This is a genomic window from Cohnella suwonensis (assembly GCF_042655365.1).
Classification (GTDB): domain Bacteria; phylum Bacillota; class Bacilli; order Paenibacillales; family Paenibacillaceae; genus Cohnella; species Cohnella suwonensis.
In genome coordinates this window covers 20,169-41,832 of sequence record NZ_JBHSMH010000113.1, presented here as the reverse complement: position 1 = coordinate 41,832, position 21,664 = coordinate 20,169, and the positions used below count along the sequence as shown (strand labels likewise).

21 protein-coding genes are annotated in these 21,664 nt (G+C 59.7%); 4 read left to right on the top strand and 17 right to left on the bottom strand.

Going from position 1 to position 21,664, the window contains the following annotated elements:
• Positions 1-40: 40 nt before the first annotated feature.
• Both ACFPPD_RS24930 and ACFPPD_RS24925 read right to left on the bottom strand, forming a co-directional pair.
• Entirely contained in the window at positions 41-1,861 is a 1,821-nt protein-coding gene (locus tag ACFPPD_RS24930) for a DAK2 domain-containing protein (protein WP_209747047.1), read from the bottom strand.
• A 25-nt stretch (positions 1,862-1,886) separates the two neighbouring features.
• Positions 1,887-2,246: an Asp23/Gls24 family envelope stress response protein gene (locus tag ACFPPD_RS24925; RefSeq protein ID WP_209747049.1), complete on the bottom strand. Its 360-nt coding sequence runs from the start codon at positions 2,244-2,246 to the stop codon at positions 1,887-1,889.
• Between the two features lie 201 nt (positions 2,247-2,447).
• On the opposite strand from ACFPPD_RS24925, the gene rpmB reads away from it, so the two are divergent.
• Positions 2,448-2,636 (top strand): 50S ribosomal protein L28, encoded by a 189-nt coding sequence (gene rpmB / locus ACFPPD_RS24920; protein ID WP_209747051.1) that lies wholly within the window; start codon positions 2,448-2,450, stop codon positions 2,634-2,636.
• Positions 2,637-2,716: 80 nt separating this feature from the next.
• On the opposite strand, the gene spoVM is transcribed toward rpmB, so the two are convergent.
• From spoVM to ACFPPD_RS24845, 15 genes are all read right to left on the bottom strand, one after another.
• The gene (spoVM, locus tag ACFPPD_RS24915; protein ID WP_041064529.1) at positions 2,717-2,797 is read right to left on the bottom strand and encodes a stage V sporulation protein SpoVM; all 81 of its coding nucleotides are present in this window, start codon (positions 2,795-2,797) and stop codon (positions 2,717-2,719) included.
• Between the two features lie 146 nt (positions 2,798-2,943).
• Complete coding sequence (gene rpe, locus ACFPPD_RS24910) at positions 2,944-3,588, bottom strand: ribulose-phosphate 3-epimerase (protein ID WP_209747053.1); 645 nt, start codon at positions 3,586-3,588, stop codon at positions 2,944-2,946.
• A 1-nt stretch (position 3,589) separates the two neighbouring features.
• The gene (gene rsgA / locus ACFPPD_RS24905) at positions 3,590-4,495 is read right to left on the bottom strand and encodes a ribosome small subunit-dependent GTPase A (RefSeq protein ID WP_209747055.1); all 906 of its coding nucleotides are present in this window, start codon (positions 4,493-4,495) and stop codon (positions 3,590-3,592) included.
• Positions 4,496-4,507: 12 nt separating this feature from the next.
• On the bottom strand, positions 4,508-6,586 hold the full coding sequence (gene pknB / locus ACFPPD_RS24900; RefSeq protein ID WP_209747057.1) for a Stk1 family PASTA domain-containing Ser/Thr kinase: 2,079 nt from the start codon (positions 6,584-6,586) through the stop codon (positions 4,508-4,510).
• Complete coding sequence (locus ACFPPD_RS24895; RefSeq protein ID WP_209747101.1) at positions 6,583-7,353, bottom strand: Stp1/IreP family PP2C-type Ser/Thr phosphatase; 771 nt, start codon at positions 7,351-7,353, stop codon at positions 6,583-6,585. The genes pknB and ACFPPD_RS24895 overlap by 4 nt, the downstream gene beginning before the upstream one ends.
• A gap of 5 nt (positions 7,354-7,358) precedes the next feature.
• A complete protein-coding gene (gene rlmN, locus ACFPPD_RS24890; protein WP_209747103.1) occupies positions 7,359-8,405 on the bottom strand; it encodes a dual-specificity RNA methyltransferase RlmN in 1,047 nt (348 codons plus the stop codon).
• A gap of 163 nt (positions 8,406-8,568) precedes the next feature.
• The gene (gene rsmB, locus ACFPPD_RS24885) at positions 8,569-9,966 is read right to left on the bottom strand and encodes a 16S rRNA (cytosine(967)-C(5))-methyltransferase RsmB (RefSeq protein WP_209747059.1); all 1,398 of its coding nucleotides are present in this window, start codon (positions 9,964-9,966) and stop codon (positions 8,569-8,571) included.
• A gap of 102 nt (positions 9,967-10,068) precedes the next feature.
• Positions 10,069-11,031, bottom strand: coding sequence for a methionyl-tRNA formyltransferase (fmt, locus tag ACFPPD_RS24880; protein ID WP_209747061.1), 963 nt, complete (start codon positions 11,029-11,031; stop codon positions 10,069-10,071).
• The gene (gene def, locus ACFPPD_RS24875; protein WP_209747063.1) at positions 11,028-11,525 is read right to left on the bottom strand and encodes a peptide deformylase; all 498 of its coding nucleotides are present in this window, start codon (positions 11,523-11,525) and stop codon (positions 11,028-11,030) included. The genes fmt and def overlap by 4 nt, the downstream gene beginning before the upstream one ends.
• Positions 11,526-11,540: 15 nt before the next feature.
• On the bottom strand, positions 11,541-14,051 hold the full coding sequence (priA, locus tag ACFPPD_RS24870) for a primosomal protein N' (protein WP_209747065.1): 2,511 nt from the start codon (positions 14,049-14,051) through the stop codon (positions 11,541-11,543).
• Positions 14,048-15,304, bottom strand: a complete 1,257-nt coding sequence (gene coaBC / locus ACFPPD_RS24865; protein ID WP_209747068.1) for a bifunctional phosphopantothenoylcysteine decarboxylase/phosphopantothenate--cysteine ligase CoaBC — start codon at positions 15,302-15,304, stop codon at positions 14,048-14,050. The genes priA and coaBC overlap by 4 nt, the downstream gene beginning before the upstream one ends.
• Before the next feature lie 194 nt (positions 15,305-15,498).
• Complete coding sequence (gene rpoZ, locus ACFPPD_RS24860) at positions 15,499-15,705, bottom strand: DNA-directed RNA polymerase subunit omega (RefSeq protein ID WP_209747070.1); 207 nt, start codon at positions 15,703-15,705, stop codon at positions 15,499-15,501.
• Between the two features lie 15 nt (positions 15,706-15,720).
• Entirely contained in the window at positions 15,721-16,347 is a 627-nt protein-coding gene (gene gmk / locus ACFPPD_RS24855) for a guanylate kinase (protein WP_209747072.1), read from the bottom strand.
• A 13-nt stretch (positions 16,348-16,360) separates the two neighbouring features.
• The gene (gene remA, locus ACFPPD_RS24850) at positions 16,361-16,621 is read right to left on the bottom strand and encodes an extracellular matrix/biofilm regulator RemA (protein WP_209747074.1); all 261 of its coding nucleotides are present in this window, start codon (positions 16,619-16,621) and stop codon (positions 16,361-16,363) included.
• 186 nt (positions 16,622-16,807) lie between these two features.
• The gene (locus ACFPPD_RS24845) at positions 16,808-18,673 is read right to left on the bottom strand and encodes a bifunctional homocysteine S-methyltransferase/methylenetetrahydrofolate reductase (protein WP_209747076.1); all 1,866 of its coding nucleotides are present in this window, start codon (positions 18,671-18,673) and stop codon (positions 16,808-16,810) included.
• A 184-nt stretch (positions 18,674-18,857) separates the two neighbouring features.
• Here ACFPPD_RS24845 and ACFPPD_RS24840 point away from each other — a divergent pair, with 184 nt between their 5' ends.
• The 3 genes from ACFPPD_RS24840 to ACFPPD_RS24830 all read left to right on the top strand — a co-directional run bounded on the left by ACFPPD_RS24840 (position 18,858) and on the right by ACFPPD_RS24830 (position 21,338).
• Positions 18,858-19,139, top strand: a complete 282-nt coding sequence (locus tag ACFPPD_RS24840) for an ArsR/SmtB family transcription factor (protein WP_209747078.1) — start codon at positions 18,858-18,860, stop codon at positions 19,137-19,139.
• Positions 19,140-19,211: 72 nt separating this feature from the next.
• Positions 19,212-20,441, top strand: a complete 1,230-nt coding sequence (locus tag ACFPPD_RS24835; RefSeq protein WP_209747080.1) for an MFS transporter — start codon at positions 19,212-19,214, stop codon at positions 20,439-20,441.
• 222 nt (positions 20,442-20,663) lie between these two features.
• Positions 20,664-21,338, top strand: a complete 675-nt coding sequence (locus tag ACFPPD_RS24830) for a hypothetical protein (RefSeq protein ID WP_209747082.1) — start codon at positions 20,664-20,666, stop codon at positions 21,336-21,338.
• Positions 21,339-21,664: the final 326 nt, after the last annotated feature.

Sequence of the window (21,664 nt, the reverse complement as noted above, 5' to 3'; positions counted from 1 at the left end):
ATCGAGTAACCTCCATCAATTGGAAAATGATTTCGTTTCGTCAAGGCTCGACCGCGAAAAGGTATGGGTACAGCGGTTGCCCGCCTTCGTGCACTTCGACTTCGGCGTCCGGATACGTCTCCGCGAGCCATTGTTCGAGCGCTTCCGTCTCTTCCTCTTCGGAGCCTTCCCCGGTCAACACCGTTAAGATTTCCCCGCCCGTGACGAGCAAAGAGGCCAATAGAGCTTTGCACGATTCGAAGCGCGTGGACGTCGAAGCGACGATCGTCTTGTCTTTGATGCCGATATAGTCGCCTTGGCGAATGTTCACGCCGTCCATTTCCGTGTCGCGGACCGCTTGCGTCACCTGGCCGGTAATGACGCGCTCGTACGCCTTCGTCATCCGTTCGACGTTCGCTGCTTCCCCGTCGTCCTCCTGGAAGGCGAGCATCGCCGCCATGCCTTGCGGCAGCGTACGCGTCGGCAGCACCGTAACGGGACGTTCAGCGAGTTCCGCCGCTTGTTTGGCCGCCATGACGATGTTCGGATTGTTCGGAAGGACGAATACATGATGGGCCGACAAGGAAGAGATCGCACCGATCAAGTCCTCCGTGCTCGGATTCATGCTTTGGCCGCCCGAAAGGACGATGTCGACGCCTAAGCTCCGGAACAGCTCCGCGTTGCCTTCGCCGACGCTCACGGCGACGATGCCGTAATCGGCCATCTCGTGCACGTCCGGATTCGGCTCGCTTTCCGGCGAAGCCGTTATCGCCGGCAAGTTCACGACCCCCGGCAACGCGTAATCGACGTTGCCCGCCGGAGGCGGGCTCGGTGGAGACGGCATAAGCGCCGGAACCGGTTCGTGAGCGGCCGGCGCGCGCGACAGAAGCTCGCGGTGCTGCTCCTGCATATTCAGAATGTGAATGTGAGTGATCGCGCCGTGCGTCAAAGCGTGGTTCATGACGTCTCCGGGACGCCGGGAATGGACGTGAACCTTCACGATGTCGCCGTCTTCGATCAAAATGATCGAATCGCCGTCCCTTTCCAGCGCTTGCCGGAACGAACGCTCCGGGAACGGCGCGGACGAGGACGCGCGTTGAATGAAGAACTCCATATCGTAAGGGAAAGCGATGCTTTCCGTCGTAATCTTCGATTGGGCGGTCGCATGCGCGGCGACCGAAGGAACGGGCGGTTTCGCCGGCGTCGGCGCCGCGAACTGCGCCGCTGGACGCGTCGCGGAGCGTCCGTCGTCGTTCCCGAAGCTTCCCGCGTTCAAATAAGCGGCGAAGCCTTCGTAGATATATACGAGTCCTTGCCCGCCGGAATCGACGACGCCGACCTGCTTGAGCACCGGAAGCATTTCCTGCGTCCGCGCGAGCGTCTCCTGCGCCTTGGCCAATACATCGGCCATCCATTCCGGTAATTCCGTTAGGCGACGGGATACGGTGACGCCATGGCGCGCCGCTTCCCTCGCCACGGTCAATATCGTGCCTTCGACCGGTTTGACGACCGCTTTGTAAGCGGTATCAACTCCCTGTTGGAGAGCAGCGGCGAATAAAGGGACCGTTATGTCTCTTTGTCCGGCGACCGCGCGGGAGAATCCGCGGAACAGCTGCGACAAAATAACCCCCGAGTTGCCCCGCGCGCCCATCAGAAGCCCCTTGGAGAGCACTTCGGCCGCGCGGCCTACTTCCTCCGACGGTTTATTCGTTAATTCGGCCACGCCGGCCGTCATCGTTAAATTCATGTTCGTTCCCGTATCGCCGTCCGGCACGGGAAATACGTTCAGGGCGTTGACCCTGTCCACGTTGCCGGACAAACGCTCGGCGCCGGCCAAAACCATGGCCGACCATTCCGTACCGTTCAAGAAGCGCTTACTCAATGATGCTTTCCCCTTCCTAGATAAGCTACTTCAACACTCGCACTCCTTGAACATTCACGTTCACGACGTCGACCCGCAATCCGACGACTTCTTCCAGCACGTATTTCACTTTGGATTGGATGTTATGGGCGACCTCGGAAATTTTCGTTCCGTAGCTTACGATGACGTAAAGATCCAAGTGGACCGTTTCGCCTTCATGGCGAACTTCGACGCCCCGGGAAAGGTTCTCGCGACCTAACAGTTCCGCGATGCCGTCCTTCAGCCCTTTGCGGGAGGCCATGCCCACCAGTCCATAACAATCGAGCGCCGCCGAGCCGGCGATCACCGCGATGACTTGATCCGCGACATCAATCTTTCCGTTCTCCGAGACAAGCTGCAGAGGCATGGAAATTCACTCCTTTATGCCTGTATTATGGACCATACCTCATTGTACTATAAAAAAACGGGAGAATGAAGCCGTTTTCTGGTTAAATGGCGCGATTACCGGCATCTGTCGCGTAACCGCGACTTTTTCCGTTGCATCCGCAAACCGCCTGTGCTAATATAGTGAAGTATTTGTATGGACGTGGCAGGGAGGTGTATTTTAGTGGCTCGTAAATGTTATATCACAGGGAAAAAGCCAGGTTCCGGCAATAACAAATCTCACGCGAATAACACTACCCGCCGTTCTTGGGGGGTTAACGTACAAAAGGTGCGCATTCTGGTGAACGGCAAGCCGAAGCGCGTGTACGTCAGCGCTCGCGCATTGCGTTCCGGTCTGGTTACCCGCGTATAAGGGACGTCGCATAACACCATGAAGAAAAACCGTCAGGATGCCCTGACGGTTCTTTTTTTCGCGTCGTTGCCCAGAAGGCGTCAATTTTTGTGGAACGTATTGAGAATCGCTTTGACGAAGCCACCCAAAAACTTCGGCAGCTTGATGGTGTAAAACTTCATTTTCCCATCCCCCCTCCGCAGGCTGAACCATTGCCGGCTCCTACCGCCTGAGCCCGCTAATGATTCATATGTATGCGCCCGCGGATTTGTCCTATGCCATAACAAGCAAGGGAAGGGTACGGAAAAACCGTTTACACGCCGCGTCTCTATCGAAGCGAGGCGATCGCGGCCGCGCGGTCCTCGTGGCCGAACACGTACGTTCCGGCGACTAGCGAATTCGCGCCCGCTTCCTTGACCTGCTTGGCCGTATCGGCATTAATGCCGCCGTCCACTTGAATGAAGATATCGTTCCGGCCGCGACGCTCCAGCATCGCCCTTAAGTCCCGCAGCTTCGGCAGCATCGCCGGCAAGAAGGACTGTCCGCCGAAGCCCGGATTGATCGTCATGATGAGCACGAGATCGATCTCGTCCAGCACGTATTCCAGTACCGACAACGGCGTATGCGGATTCAGCGCCACGCCGGCTTTAATGCCTCTCGAGCGAATGTCGGTTAACGTCCGGTGAAGATGCGTGCACGCTTCCGGATGCACGGTGATTCGGTCCACGCCGGCATCGGCCAGCGCCGGGAACAGAGACTGCGGGTTCTCGACCATCAGATGCGCGTCGAACAACAGCTTCGTTACCGGCCGGATCATCCCGACGATCGGGGGACCGAAAGTCAAATTCGGAACGAAATGATTATCCATAATGTCGATATGTACCCAGTCCGCTCCCGCGGCTTCGATACTGCGAACTTCGTCTCCCAGAAATGCGAAGTTCGCGGCCAGAATAGACGGTGCGATGATCGTCATGTCAGTACCTCCGCTTCGTTTCTTTCCACTCCGTCATGAAAGCGACGTAATTGTCGTACCGGCTTTGCGCGACTTGCCCTTGCTCTTTCGCCTGTATGACCGCGCAATGCGGTTCGTGCGTGTGCGTGCAGCCGCGGAATTTGCACGAGCCCGACAGCTCCCGGAATTCCCGGAAGCAACTGCCGATCTCGTCGATGCCGAGCTCCGCGAAATCGAGCTGGCTAAACCCAGGCGTATCCGCCATGTATCCGCCGCCCGGCACGGCGACGAGCTCGACGTGCCGGGTCGTATGTTTTCCTCGGCCGAGCTTGTCGCTGATCTCGTTCGTTTCGAGCTTCAGTCCCGGAACGAGCGCGTTAACGAGCGAGGACTTGCCGACCCCGGATTGACCCGCCAGCATATGGATATGCCCCGCAAGCTCCGTCCGCAACCGATCGAGCCCTTGGCCCTCGTGCGCGCTCGTCGGCAATACCCGGTAGCCGATCGAGGTATACAAGTTCGTCGCTTCTTCCACCGTACGGCGAATGCGCTCCCCTTCTTTCCCGTCCGGAATCCGGTCCATCTTCGTGAGCACGATTAGCGCGTCCATACGGGCATGCTCCACATGCACGAGAAATTTGTCCAACAGAACGAAGCTCAGCTCCGGCCTTACGACGGAGAAGACAAGGACGGCCAAGTCCGCGTTCGCGACCGGAGGCCGGATCAATTCGGAAGAGCGCGGCAATATTCGCTCGACCGTGCCCTCTCCGTTCTCCGTTTCGGTATAGACGACGCGGTCGCCGACGAGCGGCGATTCGCCCCGTTTCTTGAAAATCCCCCTGCCGCGGCATTGCACGGGCTCGCCGCCGGCATCGTCTTGCACGTAGTAATATCCGCTTAACGCTTTAACGATCAAGCCTTCGGGCATAAAGTTTGCTCCTTACGGGTTCGCGACTTCCCCGTCGCCTGGGTCCGCTCCGCCGTCGCCGTCTTGAGGCAGGGCGGGATCTCCGCCGTTGCCCGGATCCGCCGGATCGGGTTCAGTCGACGACGGAACGACCAAGTAAGGAACGGTTTCCGTTTGCAAGTACTGGCCGTCGCGGTAAATCATGATTTTGCCGTCCTTCGCAGGAGACAGGATCAACGTGAGCGGGAACGAGGTCATTTTCGTGATCGTCTCGGTCGGACCATGGATATCGTCGCCCGTCGCGTCGGAATAAACAATTTCTATTTTGCTCGACTTGCCTTCGACGGCCGGGGACACGGTCACGTTAAGCGGCTGCGACCTCGAATCTTCCGGATAGCCGCTGCTGACCCAGATCGTTACTTCCGTATCGTTCGTAACCATTTCGCCCTTCTCCGCCGGGAATTGCTTAAAGACTTCTCCCTTAGGCGAATAGCTAGGCTCCCGGACGATTTTCTTCGCGTCGAACTTCAAGTTGTTTTTCTCGATGATCGCGATCGCTTCGGCTTCCTTCTTGCCGACCAGTTCCGGCATCGGGAACGCTTCCTCGCCTTTGCTGACCGTCAAGTTGACGACGGCCGTCTCCGGATCGATCAGTTCCTCCGGCTTCGGCACTTGGTTAAGCACCGTTCCCGGCTCGCTTTCGTCGTAGATCGGGTTCGTGCCGATGTTTTCCTTCTTGACCCCGAGATCCGTCAGCATTTGCGTCGCTTCTTCGAGCGTCTTGTTGGACACGTCCGGCATCTCGGACTTCGCCTTGCCCGTGCTGACCGTCAGCTCGATCGGGGAACCTTCCTTGACGTCCACTTCGCTTTTCGATTGCTCCAGAACGATGCCCGCTTCCACGTCCGCGCTCGCTTCTTCCTTGACGGGATCGACGATCGTCAAGCCCGCGGCGACCAGCTCCGCTTTCGCTTCCTCCAACTTCTTGCCTACGACGGACGGCACGTGCACGTCCTCAGGGCTGAATTCGTGCTTCAACGCCGATACCGCCCACAGCAGAACGCCGATCAGTATGACCGCGAGCACGCCGAGTACCGTCGGGACGACCCACTTGCGCTTACGCTCCGCCAGCCCGTCCGAATTCCAGCGATCCTCGACGCTCGACGCTTTGATCGCCGGCGCCTCGATCGTATTCGCGTTGCGCATGTCCGGCCGAATGGCGGGAATGACCTTCGTCATGTCCTCTTCGTTCTCTTGATCGCTGTCGTAGAACAACGGAGCTTCGTTAAGACGGTTCGGCTGCAGGCACGTCTCCAGATCGGCCAGCATTTCCTTCGCCGATTGGTAACGTTCCTGCGGGTTTTTGCGCATCGCGCGGAGAATGATGTTCTCGACGCTTTGCGGAATATGCGGATTCACTTTGCGCGGCTGCTCGAACGGCTCCTGCAGATGCTTCAGCGCGACGCTGATCGGGCTTTCCCCGAGGAACGGCAATCGCCCCGTCATCATCTGGTACAGCACGATGCCGAGCGAATACAAATCCGACTTCTCTCCCGTCGCGACGCCTTTGGCGTGCTCTGGCGAGAAATAGTGGACCGACCCGATGACGGAACCCGTCTGCGTGATCGTCGAAGACGTCACCGCGCGAGCGATGCCGAAGTCGGTCACTTTCACCCGTCCGTTGTTGCCGATCAAAATATTGTGCGGCTTGATATCCCGATGGATGATCTGGTTATGATGGGCATGCTCGAGCGCGTCGCAGATCTGGGAAGCGACTCTGACCGCTTCCGCCGGCTGCAACGGCGCACGGTCGCGGATGATTTCGTTCAAGTTCGAGCCGTCGATGAATTCCATGACGATATAATGGGTATCTTCAACATGTCCGACGTCGTAAATACTGACGATATTCGGATGCGACAACGACGCGGCCGCTTGGGCCTCGCGGCGGAACCGCTTGACGAAGTCGTCGTCGTGCGTGAATTGCTGCCGCAGCACCTTGACCGCGACGTAACGGTTTAACAATAAGTCCTTAGCCTTGTATACGAGCGCCATGCCGCCGCCGCCGACCCGGGCCAGCAGTTCGTAACGTCCGCCGAGCGTATGTCCGATCATGCCGTTTCTCCTCCCGCGGCGCTCTGCCTGCCGTCGTCGTTCGTCACGAGAACGACGGTTATGTTATCGTCTCCGCCCGCCGCCATGGCGAGATCGACGAGCCGCTGCGCGCGATGCTCCAGCTGCCCTCCCGGTTCGCCGAGCGCCGCGGACACGTCCGCCGGCTCGACCAAGCCGCTTAGGCCGTCGCTGCACAGCAGCAGCGTGTCGCCGGCATGCCAATCGATCGAGCCGATGTCCGCCTCGACTTCCCGGTCCGTGCCGAGCGCCCTCGTCAACACGTTGCGTCTCGGATGCCTCGCCGCTTCTTCCGCGCTGATCTGCCCCGATTTCGTCAACTCGTTGACGAGCGTATGGTCTTCCGTAAGCTGTTCGAGCCGTCCCGCCCTCAGCCGGTAGGCTCTGCTGTCGCCGATATGCGCGATGATCCCGGTATTTCCGTCAAGGAGCGCGACGACGACCGTCGTGCCCATGTTATGGTACTGATCGTTCAAGGAAGCGGTATCGTAGATCGTGCGATTCGCCTCGCTAACCATTTCCCGCAGCGCCTCGGCGCCGTTCGCGATCGTCAGCTTCGCGCCGGCCGCTTGCAGCGATTGGACGAGGCTGTCCACGGCCATCGCGCTGGCGACGTCGCCGGCGCGATGGCCGCCCATGCCGTCCGCCACGATGGCGACCGTCAACCCTCCGGCCAACCGTCCGCTCCACGCCTTATCCTCGTTTACCTGCCTCACCTTGCCCACATGACTACGCAATACCGTTTTCAAACCGATCACCCCGTCGTGGTCTCCATATGCTTCGCCCGCAGCTGGCCGCAGGCGGCGGCGATATCATGGCCTTGCTCCCTGCGAATCGTGACATTTACGTTCTTCTTCTGCAAGACGCGCTGGAATTCGAAAATGTCGTCCCGCGGCGTCCTGACGTAATTGCGTTCCGGCACGTAGTTGACCGGAATCAGGTTGACGTGGCATAACATCCCCTGCAGCACGTCCCCGAGCTCTTCCGCGTGTTCCGGGCGATCGTTGACGCCGCCGATCAGGGCGTATTCGAACGTGATCCGGCGTCCCGTCTTCTCGATATAATACTTGCATGCGTTCATGACGTCGACGAAAGGAAAACGCCGGTTGACCGGCATCAGCTTCGAGCGGAGAGCGTCGTTCGGCGCGTGGATCGAGATCGCCAAGTTGATCTGCGTGTCTTCGTCGGCGAACTTGATCATGCTCGGCACGATGCCGCTCGTAGACACCGTAATATGGCGCGCCCCGATGTTCAGCCCTTTCGGGTGGATCATCGTTCGCAGGAATTGCATCGTCGCGTCGTAATTCTCGAAAGGTTCGCCGATGCCCATGATGACGATGCTCGACACCCGCTCGTTAAGCGGATCGAGAATTTTCTGCGATTGGACGACTTGCGCGATGATCTCGCCGGCCGTTAAGCTTCTCTTCAAGCCGCCGAGCGTGGACGCGCAGAACGTGCAGCCGACGCGGCAGCCGACCTGCGTCGTCACGCATACGCTGTTCCCGTAATTGTGGCGCATGATGACCGTCTCGATCGCGTGGTTGTCTTGGAGCTGGAACAGGAATTTAACCGTTCCGTCCTTCGACTCGAACTTCGCGATCTCGGTCAGCGTCACGAACCGGAAGCTCGCGATCAGTTTATCCCGAAGAGGCTTCGGCAAGTTCGACATCTCCTCGAAGGAGGAGACGCGCTTGACGTATAGCCAGTCGAATATTTGACCCGCGCGGAAAGCGGGCTCGTTTTGCTCTTTGATCCATTGTTGGATGTCTTCGAGGGAATAGTCGTAAATGAAAGGGGGCAAATCGGCGTCAGGCTGTTTGTCCGCCTTCGGTACCCGCTGCGCTTTCGTCTCGGTCGATTGCACCGAATGCACCGATTGCACCGATTGCGCCTGTTGTTGCGTTACTTCCGTTTGTTCATTTGTCATTGAAGTTCACCGCCATTCTTGCTATTTTACCATAAGTTTAAGCCGATTGCCTCCGCATTCGCGCGATGAAAAAGCCGTCGCTGCCGAACATGTGGGGCAATAGCTGAAGCATGCCCGAGAAACCGTCCGGCAAATACCCGCTTTCCCGCAGCGTCTCCAGCACTTCCGGCGGCCACGACGCGTCCAGCTCGAACTCCGGATGGCGGGACAAAAACGTCCGCACTGCTTGTTCGTTCTCTTCCTTGGCGATCGTGCAGGTGCTGTAGACGAGCGTGCCTCCCGGCTTGACGAGGAATCCCGACGCATCCAGCAGCTTCTCCTGCAGCGCCGCCAAGCTGGCAATGTCGTCCGGCGTTTTGTTCCATTTGATTTCCGGCTTCCGCCGAATGACGCCGAGACCGGAGCAAGGCGCGTCGAGCAGCACGACGTCGAATGATTGCCCGCCCAGCTTGGCGGGAAGCTCCAGCGCGTCCGCGGCCATCGTCCGAACGCAGCTGAGACCGAGCCTGTCCGCCTGTTGGCGGACGAGCGCTTCCTTATGGGGATGGACGTCGTTCGCGACGAGCGTTCCCTCGTCGTTCATCCGTTCGGCCAGATGCGTCGATTTGCCGCCCGGCGCGGCGCAGCAATCGAGCACCCGCATCCCCGGTTTGGGATCGGCGATCGCGGCCACGAGCATGGAGCTCTCGTCCTGCACCGTCATCCGGCCTTCTTTGTAGAGCGCGGTATGAACGAGATTGCCGGCCTTCTCGGCAACGACTCCGTCCGCGGACAGCGCCGACGGAGAAGCTTCCGCGCCTTCGGATCGCAGCGCTGCCACGATTTCTTCCCGGGTCGCTTTCATGCGGTTCGCTCTCGCGGACGCATGGGGAGGGGTATTGTTCGCTTCGCAGATCCGCTCCGCCGTCTCTTCGCCGTATTCGGCGATCCAGCGCGTGACGAGCCATTCGGGATGGCTCTGCTCGAGCGAAATCCGCTTCGCCGCCGTCAAACCTGTGGGCAATTCCCTGGCAAAGCCGTCGCGCAGCAAGCCGCGGAGCACCCCGTTCACGAGGCCGCCGATGCCGGCGTGGCCTCGTTTCTTGGCGATGCGCACCGCTTCGTCCACGGCCGCGTGCGCCGGCACCCGCGTCAGCCAGCGCAGCTGGTAATAGCTAAGCCGGAGCAGGCTTCTGACCCAGGGCTCGACTTTGCCCGGCCACCCTTTCACCCTGCGCGATAGCTCGTCGTCGATCGTGTTCAGCCTTTGGATCGTGCCGTACACGAGCTCGGTCGCGAGAGCGGCATCGGGCCTGGACAGGCCGGAAGCCTGCAGCGCCTGATTCAGCTCGAGCCCGCTATAGGCTCCTCTCGTCTCTACCCCGTGCAGCACGCCGAGAGCGACTTCTCGCGCCCCTTGTGGCTTGCCGCCGGGTAATCGGTTCGGTTTGTTCATCGTTCGCATCCTTATCCGTCTTTACTCGTATTATGAGGCTGTTCAAAAAGTCCGATTTTGATCAATATTTTCCGTCCGTTTCAATAAAAAAGCCCGGGTTCGTTACCCGAGCCTTGTTTCCGTCGTTAGTCTCGCGCCTTTCGCGAACTCGGCCGCGGCCAGCGCCTTCTTGCCGGCCGGCTGCACTTCCGTCAGCACGAGGCTGCCGTCGCCGGTGCGAACGCGAATGCCGTTCGCGCCCGATTCGAGCACCGTCCCGGGCGGCAACGCCGCCGAAGCGGCGCTCAGCTTGGCGTCGTCCGCCGTCGGGACTCGGGCGCCCCATATTTTGAATACTTCTCCATTCAGCGTCGTGAAGCCGCCGGCCATCGGATTCAAGCCTCTGACCCGGTCGAACAGCCGTCTGGACGGTTCGTTCCAATCGAGCCGCTCGTCGTCCCGCGACAAGTTCGGCGCGTACGTCGCTTCATCTCCGTTTTGCGGCGTCCTGCCGGCGGAACCGTCGAGTATGCGCGGCAGCCACTCGACGAGCAGCGCAGCCCCCGCCTCGCTGAGCTTCCCGAACATCGAGCCCGCCGTGTCCTCGTTCTCGATCGGCACTTCGACTTTCGAGATCATGTCGCCGGTATCGAGGCCTTCGGCCATGTACATGAGCGTGACGCCCGTCTTCTTCTCGCCGTCGATGATCGAACGCTGGATCGGCGCGCCTCCGCGATAACGCGGAAGCAGCGAGCCATGCACGTTAATGCAGCCGAACCGCGGCAATTCCAATACCGACTTCGGCAATATTTGCCCGTAAGCCGCGGTCACGATCAAATCCGGCGACAGCGCCGTAACCGCGGCCACGCCTTCCGGCGCCCGCAGCTTCTCCGGCTGGAGCACGGGAAGCCCGCGCTCCAATGCGTAAGCTTTCACCGGCGTCGGCGCCAGCTCCCTCTTGCGGCCCTTCGGGCGGTCCGGCTGGGTAACGACGCCGACGACGTCGTAACCGCGGTCCAGCAACGCTTCGAGCGAGAACACCGCGAATTCCGGCGTCCCCATGAACACTATTTTCACGCTATTCATTGCGATTCCCCATCCTGCTCTTGCTCTTCGTTTCTTTTCGCTTCGTACACCGATTCCGCGGAATCGATATAGAGCACCCCGTTCAGGTGATCCACTTCGTGCTGGAACGCCCTGGACAGGAATTCCGTGCTTTCGTATTCGATCGGATTGCCGTTGCGATCTTGCCCCCGGATCACGATGCGGTTGTACCTGCGAACGTCCCCCTGCAAGCCGGGAATGCTCAGGCAGCCTTCCGGCCCGAGCTGTTCGCCTTCCGCGACGACGATAACCGGATTCACCAGCTCGATAAGCTCATGCTCGTCCCCGACGTCCACGACGATGACGCGTTTCAAAATGCCGATCTGAGGCGCGGCGAGCCCGACGCCGTCGGCATCGTACATCGTGTCGGCCATATCGTCCAGCAGCTTGTGCAGGTTGGCGTTAAACTTCGTTACCTCCTGCGCGCGTTCCCGAAGCACGGGATCGGGGTGTTTCACGATCAACCGAATGGTCATAACGGCAACCTTCCTTCATAACATCATTTGCGGATCGACGTCGACGCTCACTTGCACGCCGCCCTTCTTCACGGCGTCGGCCATGCCGGCCAGCGCGCGGGAAACGACTTGACTGGCGTCGACTTCTCCCCGATATTTTACCATACATTGAAAACGGTAGCGATCCTTCAGCCTCGCGATCGGCGAAGAAACCGGCCCCAGCACCTCAAGCGCGTCCCCTCCCGCTCCGTCGAATGACCGCCCAACACCCATGCCGGACGCCGTCTCCCTGGCCGCGGAAGCGAATCTCTCGCCGACCGACAGCAGCATCGGCACCGACTCGTGGGAAAAGGTCACGCAAATGAGCCTGCCGTAGGGCGGATACCCGAGCTGGTTGCGAAGCAGCAGCGCCCGCTCGACGAAACCGTCGTAGTCGTGGCCCTGGACGGACGTAATCGCTTCGTGATCCGGTTCGTACGCTTGAATGATGACCTCGCCCGGCAATTCATGCCGGCCGGCCCGGCCCGCGACCTGCGTCAGCAGTTGGAACGTCCGTTCCGCGGCGCGGAAATCGGGAAGTCGGAGCGCGGCGTCCGCGGCAAGCACGCCGACGAGCGTGACGTAAGGGAAATCGAGCCCTTTCGCCACCATCTGCGTGCCGAGCAGCACGTCCGCGCGGCGCTCGCGGAATTCGGTCAGCCAACGCTCGTGGGAGCCCTTCTCCGTCGTCGTATCGACGTCCATCCGGATAACCCGGATGCCGGGAAACGCGGCGGCCAGCGCCTCTTCGACCTTCTGCGTGCCGGTGCCGAAGAAGCGGATGTGCGGGCTCTCGCAGCTCGGGCACGTCTTCGGTTCGGCTTCGGAGTAGCCGCAGTAATGGCACCGCAAATTCGCGGAGCCACGATGGTACGTAAGCGAGATTTCGCAGTGCGGGCATGCGGCCGTATAGCCGCACGAACGGCACATGACGAAGGTAGCGTAGCCCCTTCTGTTCAGCAGCAGCACCATTTGCTCCTGCTTCTCCAGCCGGTCGCGGATCGCGTCGGCGAGCGGCCTGCTGAACATGGCGCGATTGCCCATCTTCAGCTCCTCGCGCATGTCGACGATGCTCACGCCGGGCAACGGCCGGTTCGCGACGCGTTCGGGCATGGCGATATAGCCGATGTCGCCGAGTCCGGACCGGCGCCCGCCGCGGGCATGCTTCGCCGCCTCGTACGTCTCCAGCGACGGCGTCGCCGATCCGAGCACGACGGCGGCGCCGTGCTGGCGCGCCCTCTCGATCGAGACGTCGCGGGCGTGGTATTTCGGACTTTCCTCTTGTTTATAGGACGTTTCGTGTTCTTCGTCGATAACGATCAGGCCGATGCTCGCGAACGGCGCGAATATCGCGGATCTGGCACCGACCGCGACCTGCGCCCTGCCCTCGCGGATTTTGCGCCATTCGTCGTAACGCTCCCCGTTGGAGAGACGGCTATGCAGCACGGCTACCTTCGAGCCGAAGCGGCTCTTGAACCGCTCGACCATCTGCGGCGTCAGCGAGATTTCCGGAACGAGCACGATCGCTTCGCGCCCTTGCTCGAGACAACGCTGGATCGCCTGCAAATACACTTCCGTCTTGCCGCTGCCCGTCACCCCGTGCAACAGGAACGCGCCGGCTTCCCTCGCGTCGATCGCCGCTTGGATCGGGGCGAGCGCGGCAGCCTGCTTCGGCGTAAGCGTCATCGGCGATGACGCCGGGAAATCGCGGTCCGCGTAAGGGTCTCGGTCTTCCGTCACCGGACGGATCTCTACGAGTCCCTTCTCTTCCAACGCCCTGACGGTCGACAGAGCGACCGCCGCTTCCTCGGTCAGTCTGGCGACGGCGACCGGCTCCGCGCCGCGAACGGCAAGGAACCGAAGCAACTCGCGCTGCTTGCTTGCTCTGGCCGGCATATTCTCCGCCGCCTGCAGCAGCTTCTCCGGCGGCCCGGGAAAGACGGTCAGCACGGACTTGCCCGCCGACTTGTCTTCCACCTGCTGCTTCTCTTCCAGCCGCCCTTGCCGAATCCAGCGCTTCAACGTCGGTCCCTGCTCGGGATATTGCCGAAGCAGCGCGTCCAGCTTGAGCGGCTTGCCCTTGCCGAGCGCAAGCAGGAGACCGCCGCTATCGGCGATCTCCCCATCGGTCCACTGGACGCCGGCGGCCGGCGATACGTATTTCTCCGAACGGCCTTTCAGCGCGGCCGGCAACATCGCCTGGAGGGCTACCGTCAGCGGGCATAGCCATCTGCGGCTCATCCACTCGCCCAATTCGACGAGCTCCGCCGATAACGGCGGCAACGCGTCGAGAACGTCCTCCAGCGGCTTCAGCTTCGCAAGGTCCACGTCCGCGTCGGCGTCTTCGGCGAGCGCGGTCACGATGCCTTGAAGCTTGCGCGGTCCGAACGGCACGGCCACGCGGCTGCCGACTTCCACCCAATCTTTGAGCCGTTCGGGAATGGCGTAATCGAACGGCCGGTCCGTATCCCGGCTCGGCACGTCCACGATGACTCTGGCGACGGTCATTGTCCGGCACCGCCCGAAGAAGGGCCGGAAGCCCGTAGTCCGTCTTGAGCCAGGTCAAGGATTCGGCCCGCGACGTCTTTCTTCGACAGAAGCGGCAGACTGGCGACGAGCCCGTTCGGGCCGTAGACGCTAACGACGTTCGTATCGGTGCCGAAGCCGGCGCCTTCCGCCGTCACGTCGTTGGCGACGATCAGGTCGCTCTTCTTGCGCCGGAGCTTGTCCGTCGCGTGTTTCTCGACGTCCGTCGTCTCGGCCGCGAAGCCGATGACGAACGGCTTGCGCGCGCCATCTTCCCTAGACGCTTTCCACTCGCCGATTTCTTGCAGGATATCGGGATTCGGTACGAGCTCCAGCGTCAACGCTTCGGCCGATTTCTTTATCTTCTCCGCCCTTGGCCGCGCGGGACGGTAATCCGCGACCGCCGCCGCCTTCACGACGATGTCGCTATCCGGCAACCGGCACATGACCGCGTCCCGCATCTCCGCGGCCGAACGGACCGCGACGACTTCAACGCCATTCGGCGGCGAGACGTCCGCTTTGCCGACGACGAGCGTCACCTTCGCGCCGCGGTCTCTCGCCGCTTCCGCGATGGCGAAGCCCATTTTTCCCGATGAGTCGTTCGTGATGTAGCGCACGGGATCGATTCTTTCTACCGTTCCGCCAGCCGTCACGAGCACCCGCTTGCCGTCCAGCGGTTTCGGTCCGGTCAGCATGGCGACGATCGCGCCGACGATTTCGTCGGGCTCGGCGAGCCGCCCTTTGCCGACGTAGCCGCAGGCGAGCTGTCCCGTCCCCGGCTCGACGAACGTCGCGCCCCGCGACGCGAGCTTATTGACGTTGTCGACGACCGCGGGATGTTCCCACATGTGCACGTTCATCGCCGGCGCGATCAGGAGCGGCGCGGTGACGGCGAGCAGCGTCGTGCTCACCATATCGTCCGCGAGTCCGTTCGCGAGCTTCGACAGCATGTTCGCCGTCGCAGGCGCGACGACCGCGAGATCGGCGGAATCCGCCCAGTCGATATGCTGAACGATCTCGGCGTCCCGTTCGTCGAACACGTCGGTCGCGACCGGGTGGCGAGTAAGAGTCTGAAGCGTAAGAGGCGTAATGAATTGCGTCGCCCCTTTCGTCATCATGACGCGAACGCTCGCGCCGAGTCCGACGAGCCGGCTGCATAACGTCGCGGATTTATAAGCGGCGATGCCCCCGGTCACGCCGAGCAGTATCGTTTTGCCGTGTAACGGCTTAGTCATGGGTTCCCCTCCCCGTTGCTTGCCACTTGCCGGACTAGAAAAAAAACAACCGCTGCGGGTTGTCCTTCCTTCTTGGAATATCAGGTTTAATAAGCCTGTGTAATCCGCTTCTATTCAACTGATACCTCCGCAAAGCTTCTCCGGCGTCTAGGACGCCGATGGCGTTTTTGCTTGCCTTATGAGATTGTTTGGCCTTACGCGTTCGGAGTCAATTGCTCGACTTTGATCGCGTCTTGGTAAATCTCCTCGAGAGCGACGCCGACTTGCTTGTGGGACTTCGGTTGGCCGATGTTGACCATCGCGCCTTCTCTCAGGTTGCGCGCGCGCTTGGAAGCGGCGACGACTAGCGTATATTTGCTGTCTACTTTTCTGACCAATTCATCGATGGATGGATATAGCATGGTTTTTCACCTCTTTCAGACGTTGTCCGCGGCTTTGACGGTTTCGAGCTGTTCGAACAATTCTCCGAGAAATCTTTCCCGTTTGCAATGCTCCGCGGTAATGATGGAGCTGATCCGTTCGCACGCCAATTCGATTTGGTCGTTCACGACCGCGTAATCGTAATGGTGCAGCAGGTTCATCTCTTCCACCGCCACGGAGAGCCGGTGATCGATCGTCGCCTGGGTTTCGGTTCCGCGTCCGACGATCCGTTGCTTCAGTTCGTTAAGGGACGGAGGCATCAAGAAAATGAACACGCCTTCGGAAAATTTCTCCCGGACTTTAAGCGCGCCTTGAACCTCGATCTCGAGAATGATGTCTTTGCCTTCGGACAGCGTCTTCTCCACGAAATCGCGCGGAGTGCCGTAATAATTGCCCACGTATTCCGCATGCTCGAGCAACGCGTCTTCGTCGATCATCCGCAAAAATTGCTCGCGGGACTTGAAAAAGTAATTAACCCCGTCCTGTTCGCCTTCGCGCGGAGAGCGCGTCGTCGCCGAGACCGAATACACAAGCTCCGGAAGCCGGCGGCGAAGAAGCGTGCACACCGTGCCTTTGCCGACGCCGGACGGGCCGGATAATACGAATAAAATGCCTCTTTTCATGGTGCTCCCCAATTCATTCATCGTGTTCGTCGTCTTTGGTGGACAACCGGTGCGCCACCGTCTCCGGTTGAACCGCGGAAAGGATGACGTGGTCGCTGTCGGTAATGATTACCGCGCGGGTACGGCGGCCGTAAGTCGCGTCGATGAGCATGTGGCGGTCGCGCGCTTCTTGGATGATGCGCTTGATCGGCGCCGATTCCGGACTAATGATCGAAATGATCCGGTTCGCCGATACGATGTTGCCGAATCCGATGTTAATCAGCTTGATCGCCATGGTTTGCACTTTCCCTCCGGCACATCTGCCAAACAGCTGGATGACGGCAACCGAACTTCGCTTCCATTGTTGCCGAAAGCGGTTGGCCGCATACTGCAGGCTCGACAATGCCTAAACTGTACGTCTATCGATTTATTGCTTTATTGTACTTCAAATCCCCAAGAGGGACAAGAGGATTGAAGCACGTTAGTTGGCTGATGTCAACCGCGCGCTTCTGCTCCTGACGTATTCCGTGAGCGAGACGGTCATCTCGTAAGCCATGAACGGCGTCATCAGATAGATGCCGTTGAAGCGCGCCATCGCGACGTCGAGCAGTTCTTCGGCGATCTTGACGCCTTCCGCCCGGCCGGCCGCTCCTTCGAGTCCGCCCATTCTCGCCCGGACTTCGTCGGACAATTGTATGCCGGGAACCTCGTTGTGCAAATACTCGGCGTTGCGCCCGCTCGCGAGCGGGAAAATGCCGAGGAAAATCGGGATCGGCAAATGCTTCGTCATGTCCGCGATGCGCACGATCAGCTCGGGATCGTAGACGGGCTGCGTCATGATATAATCCGCGCCGGCAGCGATTTTGCGCTCCAGGCGCTGCACCGCCTTGTCGAGATGTTTGACGTTCGGGTTAAACGCCGCGCCGACGATAAACTTCGCTTTCTGCTTCAGGGGTTTGCCGGAAAAGGCGACACCCTCGTTCAATTGCTTGATCATTCGGATAATCTCGAACGACGTTAAATCGTATACGGAACTCGAGCCCGGCAAGTCGCCGAATTTCGCCGGGTCGCCGGTCACCGCGAGCACGTGGTCGATGCCAAGAGCGTCGAAGCCCATCATATGCGTCTGCGTCCCGATCAGATTCCGGTCCCGGCAAGCGATATGCGCGAGCGGCCGGATGCCGACCCGCTCCTTGAGCAGCGCCGCGAGCGCCATGTTGCTCATGCGGGTGACGGCGAGCGAGTTGTCCGCCATCGTCAGCGCGTCCGCTTTCGCTTCCCTGAGCGCCTGGGCGCCCGCCATGAATTTCGTGATGTCGAGGTCGCGAGGCGGATCGAGCTCGACGATGACCGTATGCCTTTCGCGCACGAGATCGACGATGCTCGGTTCGCCGGCTTCAGGAGGCTCGGAGGACACGGGCGCTTCCGCGACGACTTCCACCGCCGCTGCAGAAGCGGAAGTTCCGCCGCCGGCGGTCGGCGAGTATGCCTTCAACGCGCCGGCGATCGCCGCGATGTGTTCCGGCGTCGTACCGCAGCAGCCGCCGATGAGCCGCGCCCCCGCGTCCGCGAAGCGGATCGCCGAAGAAGCGAAATATTCCGGCGTCGCGGAATAGACGACTTGCCCGTCGACGTAATCGGGGATGCCCGCGTTCGGAAAGACGCTCAGCGGCACGCCGATGTCGCGAGGAATCGTCTCCAGCGCGCGCAGAATGCCGTTCGGACCGCTTCGGCAGTTAAAGCCGATGACGTCCGCGCCTTCGCCCTTCAGCCTGCGGAAAGCTTCCGGCAACGGAATGCCGTCGCTCGTCCGATGCGCGTCTTCGACGGCGAATTGGCAGATGACGCTAATATCGCTTTGCTTGCGAATGACGGACAGAGCCAGGGAAAGCTCCTCCAGATCGAAGAACGTTTCCAGCAGCAAGCCGTCCACGCCCGCGCCGAGCAGCGCGCCGATCTGTTCCTCGAAGTCTCTCTTTACCGTCGCGGTGCGGACGTTCTTGCCTTTGCCGCCCCGCACCGCGCCGATCGAACCGACGACGTAAGCGGCGTCGCCGACCGCTTTGCGGGCGATCGCCACGCCGGCCGCGTTGATTTTCTCCGTCTTTTTCTCCAAGCCGTATTTGGACAGCTTGTGATGTTGCGCGGAGTACGTGTTCGTCTCTATGATTTCCGCTCCCGCAGCCGCGTACCGGCGGTGAACGTCTGCGATGACGTCCGGCTTGAGCAGGTTGAACTCTTCGAAAGAAACGCCGACGGGCAACCCGAGTTGATATAAGTAAGTGGCCATCGCGCCGTCGCCGACCATCGGCTTCAGCGACAACGCCGTTCGCAAATCCGGTTTCATGATCCGTCTTCCCCATCCCATCCATGCATAAAGTAATTACTAATGTAGCATAATTTTGCCCCCGCGAAAATGGAAATGAGACGGGGAGCGCGTCACGCGACTATTTACAAACGGTTCTTAACATGATATCTTTTATTTCGATACATATAGAAATATGCGCCGAAGCCGCGAAAGGATGACGATGATGGCCGAATTCAACCCGGATGTCCAACAAGCGGTGAAAGTGTACAAAGCGCTCGGCGAACCGACAAGGCTCAAAATCGCCATGCTGCTGACGGAAGAAACGACGCTTTGTTGTTCCGATATCGGAAGCAAGCTCGAGTCCGTCGCCGGCTCCACTCTGTCCCACCATCTGAAGCAGCTAACCGACTGCGGATTGCTGAATCTTCGCAAGGACGGCACGTACGTTTACTATAGCGTGAACCGCGAAATGGCGACGAAATTCGCGCCCTATTTGTTAGAGTAATTTTTTTTCGCGAATATTTCGATGTATCTAGAAATATAGAATATTGGAGCGGAGAAGGGAGAGAAAAAAAGCATGACGAATTCTTGGAAAATTTACATGCTGGCCATCGTCAGTTTTCTCGTCGGCACGTCGGAGTTTATTATCGCGGGTATTCTGGATCGGGTCGCGGAGGACATCGGCGTATCGGTATCCGCCGCGGGGCAGCTTATTACGGTGTTCTCGCTCGCGTACGCGTTCGGAACGCCGATCCTCATGGCTTTAACCGCCCGCGTCGATAGAAGAAACCTCATGCTCGCCGCATTATCGCTGTTCGTCGTCGGCAATCTGGTCTCTTTCTTGTTCGCGGGCTACGCGTCGCTCATGGGCGCGAGAGTCCTGCTCGCGCTGAGCACGGGCACTTTCGTCGTCGTCGCGCTGACGGTCGCCGCCAAAATGGCGCCGGAAGGCAAGCAAGGAAGCGCGATCGCCACGCTCGTCATGGGATTCAGCACGGCGCTGATCGTCGGCGTCCCGATCGGACGCGTCATCGCCTCCCAATATGATTGGAAGCTCATTTTCGCGGGGATCGGATTGCTCGGCCTGCTCGCCATGTTCGCGATCTGGAAGACGATTCCACGATCCGGAGGAGAAGAAGCCGTTCCCCTGCGCCGTCAAGTCTCACTCTTGCGCAGCCCCCGCATCGCGCTCGCGCTCGCCGTCACGTTTTTCTGGATATTCGGTTACTCCGTTCTTTATACGTACATTTCCCCTTTCTTGCTCGAAGTGACCGGCATGGGCGAACGCACGGTGAGCATCGCCTTATTCGCCTTCGGCATCGCGAGCTTGTTCGGTTCCAAGCTCGGAGGTTACAGCACGGATCGCTGGGGCGTCGGCCGCACGTTATTTACAGGCATGACGCTGCACGCCGGCGTACTGGCGCTGCTTTCCGTCCTTTCCCAATCGCCGGCGCTCGTATTCCCGTTGCTCATGCTGTGGGCGTTCACCGCCTGGTCGTCCGGTCCGACGCAACAGTATTACTTGATCACTCTCGCTCCGGAGTCGTCGGGCATCATGCTCAGCCTGAATACGTCCGTCCTTCAACTGGCCATGGCTGCCGGCGCCGGCATCGGCGGCGTCGCGGTGGACGCGATCTCGTTGTCGTCCGTCGGCTGGATCGGCTTTGTTCTCGTCGCCGTCGCCGCCGGCTTGACCGCCGTGTCGCTGGGCGTATCGGCGAGCTACGCGAAGAAACTCGCGTTGCGGCGGGCTAGATTGGCGGATGCCTCGGCAGCGGCGTCGGATCTCGAGGCGTCGTCGGTATGAGGCTAGGTTGTCTGGGTGCAAGTTGAAGGCGGTGAAAGCCCAACGACTTCGGCGTCCGCCGGCACGATCGTCATGCTTTATTTCGGACCATGCGACCTTAAGTAATTCGGCATGCGGGTTGCCCGAAATCGGAGAATCGAATATACTCGTCCTAAGACGAAGAACGTCCTTTTCCAACGACCGTTGGGGGAGGGCGTTTATTTATTTTCGGGAGGATATCGAATGGAATTCGCTAATGCATTTGCCGATCTTATGCAATCGCATGTCGACAAAAGGAACGGCGAAAGAAAAGGACGTCTCTTGACCCTCAATTTCCATGGCGAGAAGCTTTTCGCGGAACAAGTATGGTGGCCGCTAAAAGGAAATCTGGACGATCTGCACCCTGAGTTTGAAATAACGGATTGGCGCGGACGTTCCTATTACGCCGATTTCGCATGGCTGCCACCCGGCCGGTTGAAGCTGCTCATCGAAATCAAAGGCTTCAATTCCCATGTGCGGGACATGGATCGGCAAGGCTACTGCAACGAGCTCAACCGCGAGCTGTTTCTGCAAGGCGTACGCTATCGCATCGTCTCCCTCGCTTATGACGACGTGGAAAAGCGACCCGAACTGTGTGTCACTTTGCTTCGCTTCTTCCTGAGTCATTACGAGTCCGCAAGCCGTCCGACGACGCTCGCCGTACTAGCGGAGACGGAAATCGTCCGATTCGCGTTTTCCCTCTCCCGCCCTCTCCGTCCGATCGATGTCGCCGTTCATCTCGACATCGACCACCGCACCGCCGTTCGCTACTTAACCAATCTTGCGAACAAAGGCTGGCTAATGCCGTATCGCACCGGCAAAGGACAGAGGATCGGCAGTTATCGGCTGGCGCAGAACGCCATCCAATATTTCGATTAGCCGATTGGCGCAGATGGCATTCCTACCCACAATAGTTTCCGGATAAGCAGAACAGTCACTCACGATCGAGACGGTAGAAGAGCTCCGGGCTGAAGTAACTGATCTTCATGGAAATATACATGAATTTCCGATGTTTTGCCTGAAGACAACATCCTTAATGGAAAAGTCCATTTAATTTAACACTTTTGGGCGAGAATCAGCCAAAACGCTGTGATTTAATGGAGAAATCCAATAACTAATGCTTCCAAACGTTAAGCAGCCCCAAATTAATGGAGTTTTCCATTAAGTAGGCCGAGTGACAGGTCGGTAAAAGGTTGCTGGGGTGC

Bases quoted from the DNA above. Each gene is read 5' to 3' on its own strand.
- rpe (WP_209747053.1), bottom strand. From the start codon at position 3,588: ATGACGATCATCGCACCGTCTATTCTGGCCGCGAACTTCGCATTTCTG.
- rpoZ (WP_209747070.1), bottom strand. From the start codon at position 15,705: ATGCTATATCCATCCATCGATGAATTGGTCAGAAAAGTAGACAGCAAA.
- pknB (WP_209747057.1), bottom strand. From the start codon at position 6,586: ATGATCGGACATACGCTCGGCGGACGTTACGAACTGCTGGCCCGGGTC.
- gmk (WP_209747072.1), bottom strand. From the start codon at position 16,347: ATGAAAAGAGGCATTTTATTCGTATTATCCGGCCCGTCCGGCGTCGGC.
- remA (WP_209747074.1), bottom strand. From the start codon at position 16,621: ATGGCGATCAAGCTGATTAACATCGGATTCGGCAACATCGTATCGGCG.
- ACFPPD_RS24830 (WP_209747082.1), top strand. From the start codon at position 20,664: ATGGAATTCGCTAATGCATTTGCCGATCTTATGCAATCGCATGTCGAC.
- fmt (WP_209747061.1), bottom strand. From the start codon at position 11,031: ATGAATAGCGTGAAAATAGTGTTCATGGGGACGCCGGAATTCGCGGTG.
- ACFPPD_RS24835 (WP_209747080.1), top strand. From the start codon at position 19,212: ATGACGAATTCTTGGAAAATTTACATGCTGGCCATCGTCAGTTTTCTC.
- ACFPPD_RS24840 (WP_209747078.1), top strand. From the start codon at position 18,858: ATGGCCGAATTCAACCCGGATGTCCAACAAGCGGTGAAAGTGTACAAA.
- rsmB (WP_209747059.1), bottom strand. From the start codon at position 9,966: ATGAACAAACCGAACCGATTACCCGGCGGCAAGCCACAAGGGGCGCGA.
- def (WP_209747063.1), bottom strand. From the start codon at position 11,525: ATGACCATTCGGTTGATCGTGAAACACCCCGATCCCGTGCTTCGGGAA.
- spoVM (WP_041064529.1), bottom strand. From the start codon at position 2,797: ATGAAGTTTTACACCATCAAGCTGCCGAAGTTTTTGGGTGGCTTCGTC.
- ACFPPD_RS24845 (WP_209747076.1), bottom strand. From the start codon at position 18,673: ATGAAACCGGATTTGCGAACGGCGTTGTCGCTGAAGCCGATGGTCGGC.
- ACFPPD_RS24925 (WP_209747049.1), bottom strand. From the start codon at position 2,246: ATGCCTCTGCAGCTTGTCTCGGAGAACGGAAAGATTGATGTCGCGGAT.
- coaBC (WP_209747068.1), bottom strand. From the start codon at position 15,304: ATGACTAAGCCGTTACACGGCAAAACGATACTGCTCGGCGTGACCGGG.
- priA (WP_209747065.1), bottom strand. From the start codon at position 14,051: ATGACCGTCGCCAGAGTCATCGTGGACGTGCCGAGCCGGGATACGGAC.
- rsgA (WP_209747055.1), bottom strand. From the start codon at position 4,495: ATGCCCGAAGGCTTGATCGTTAAAGCGTTAAGCGGATATTACTACGTG.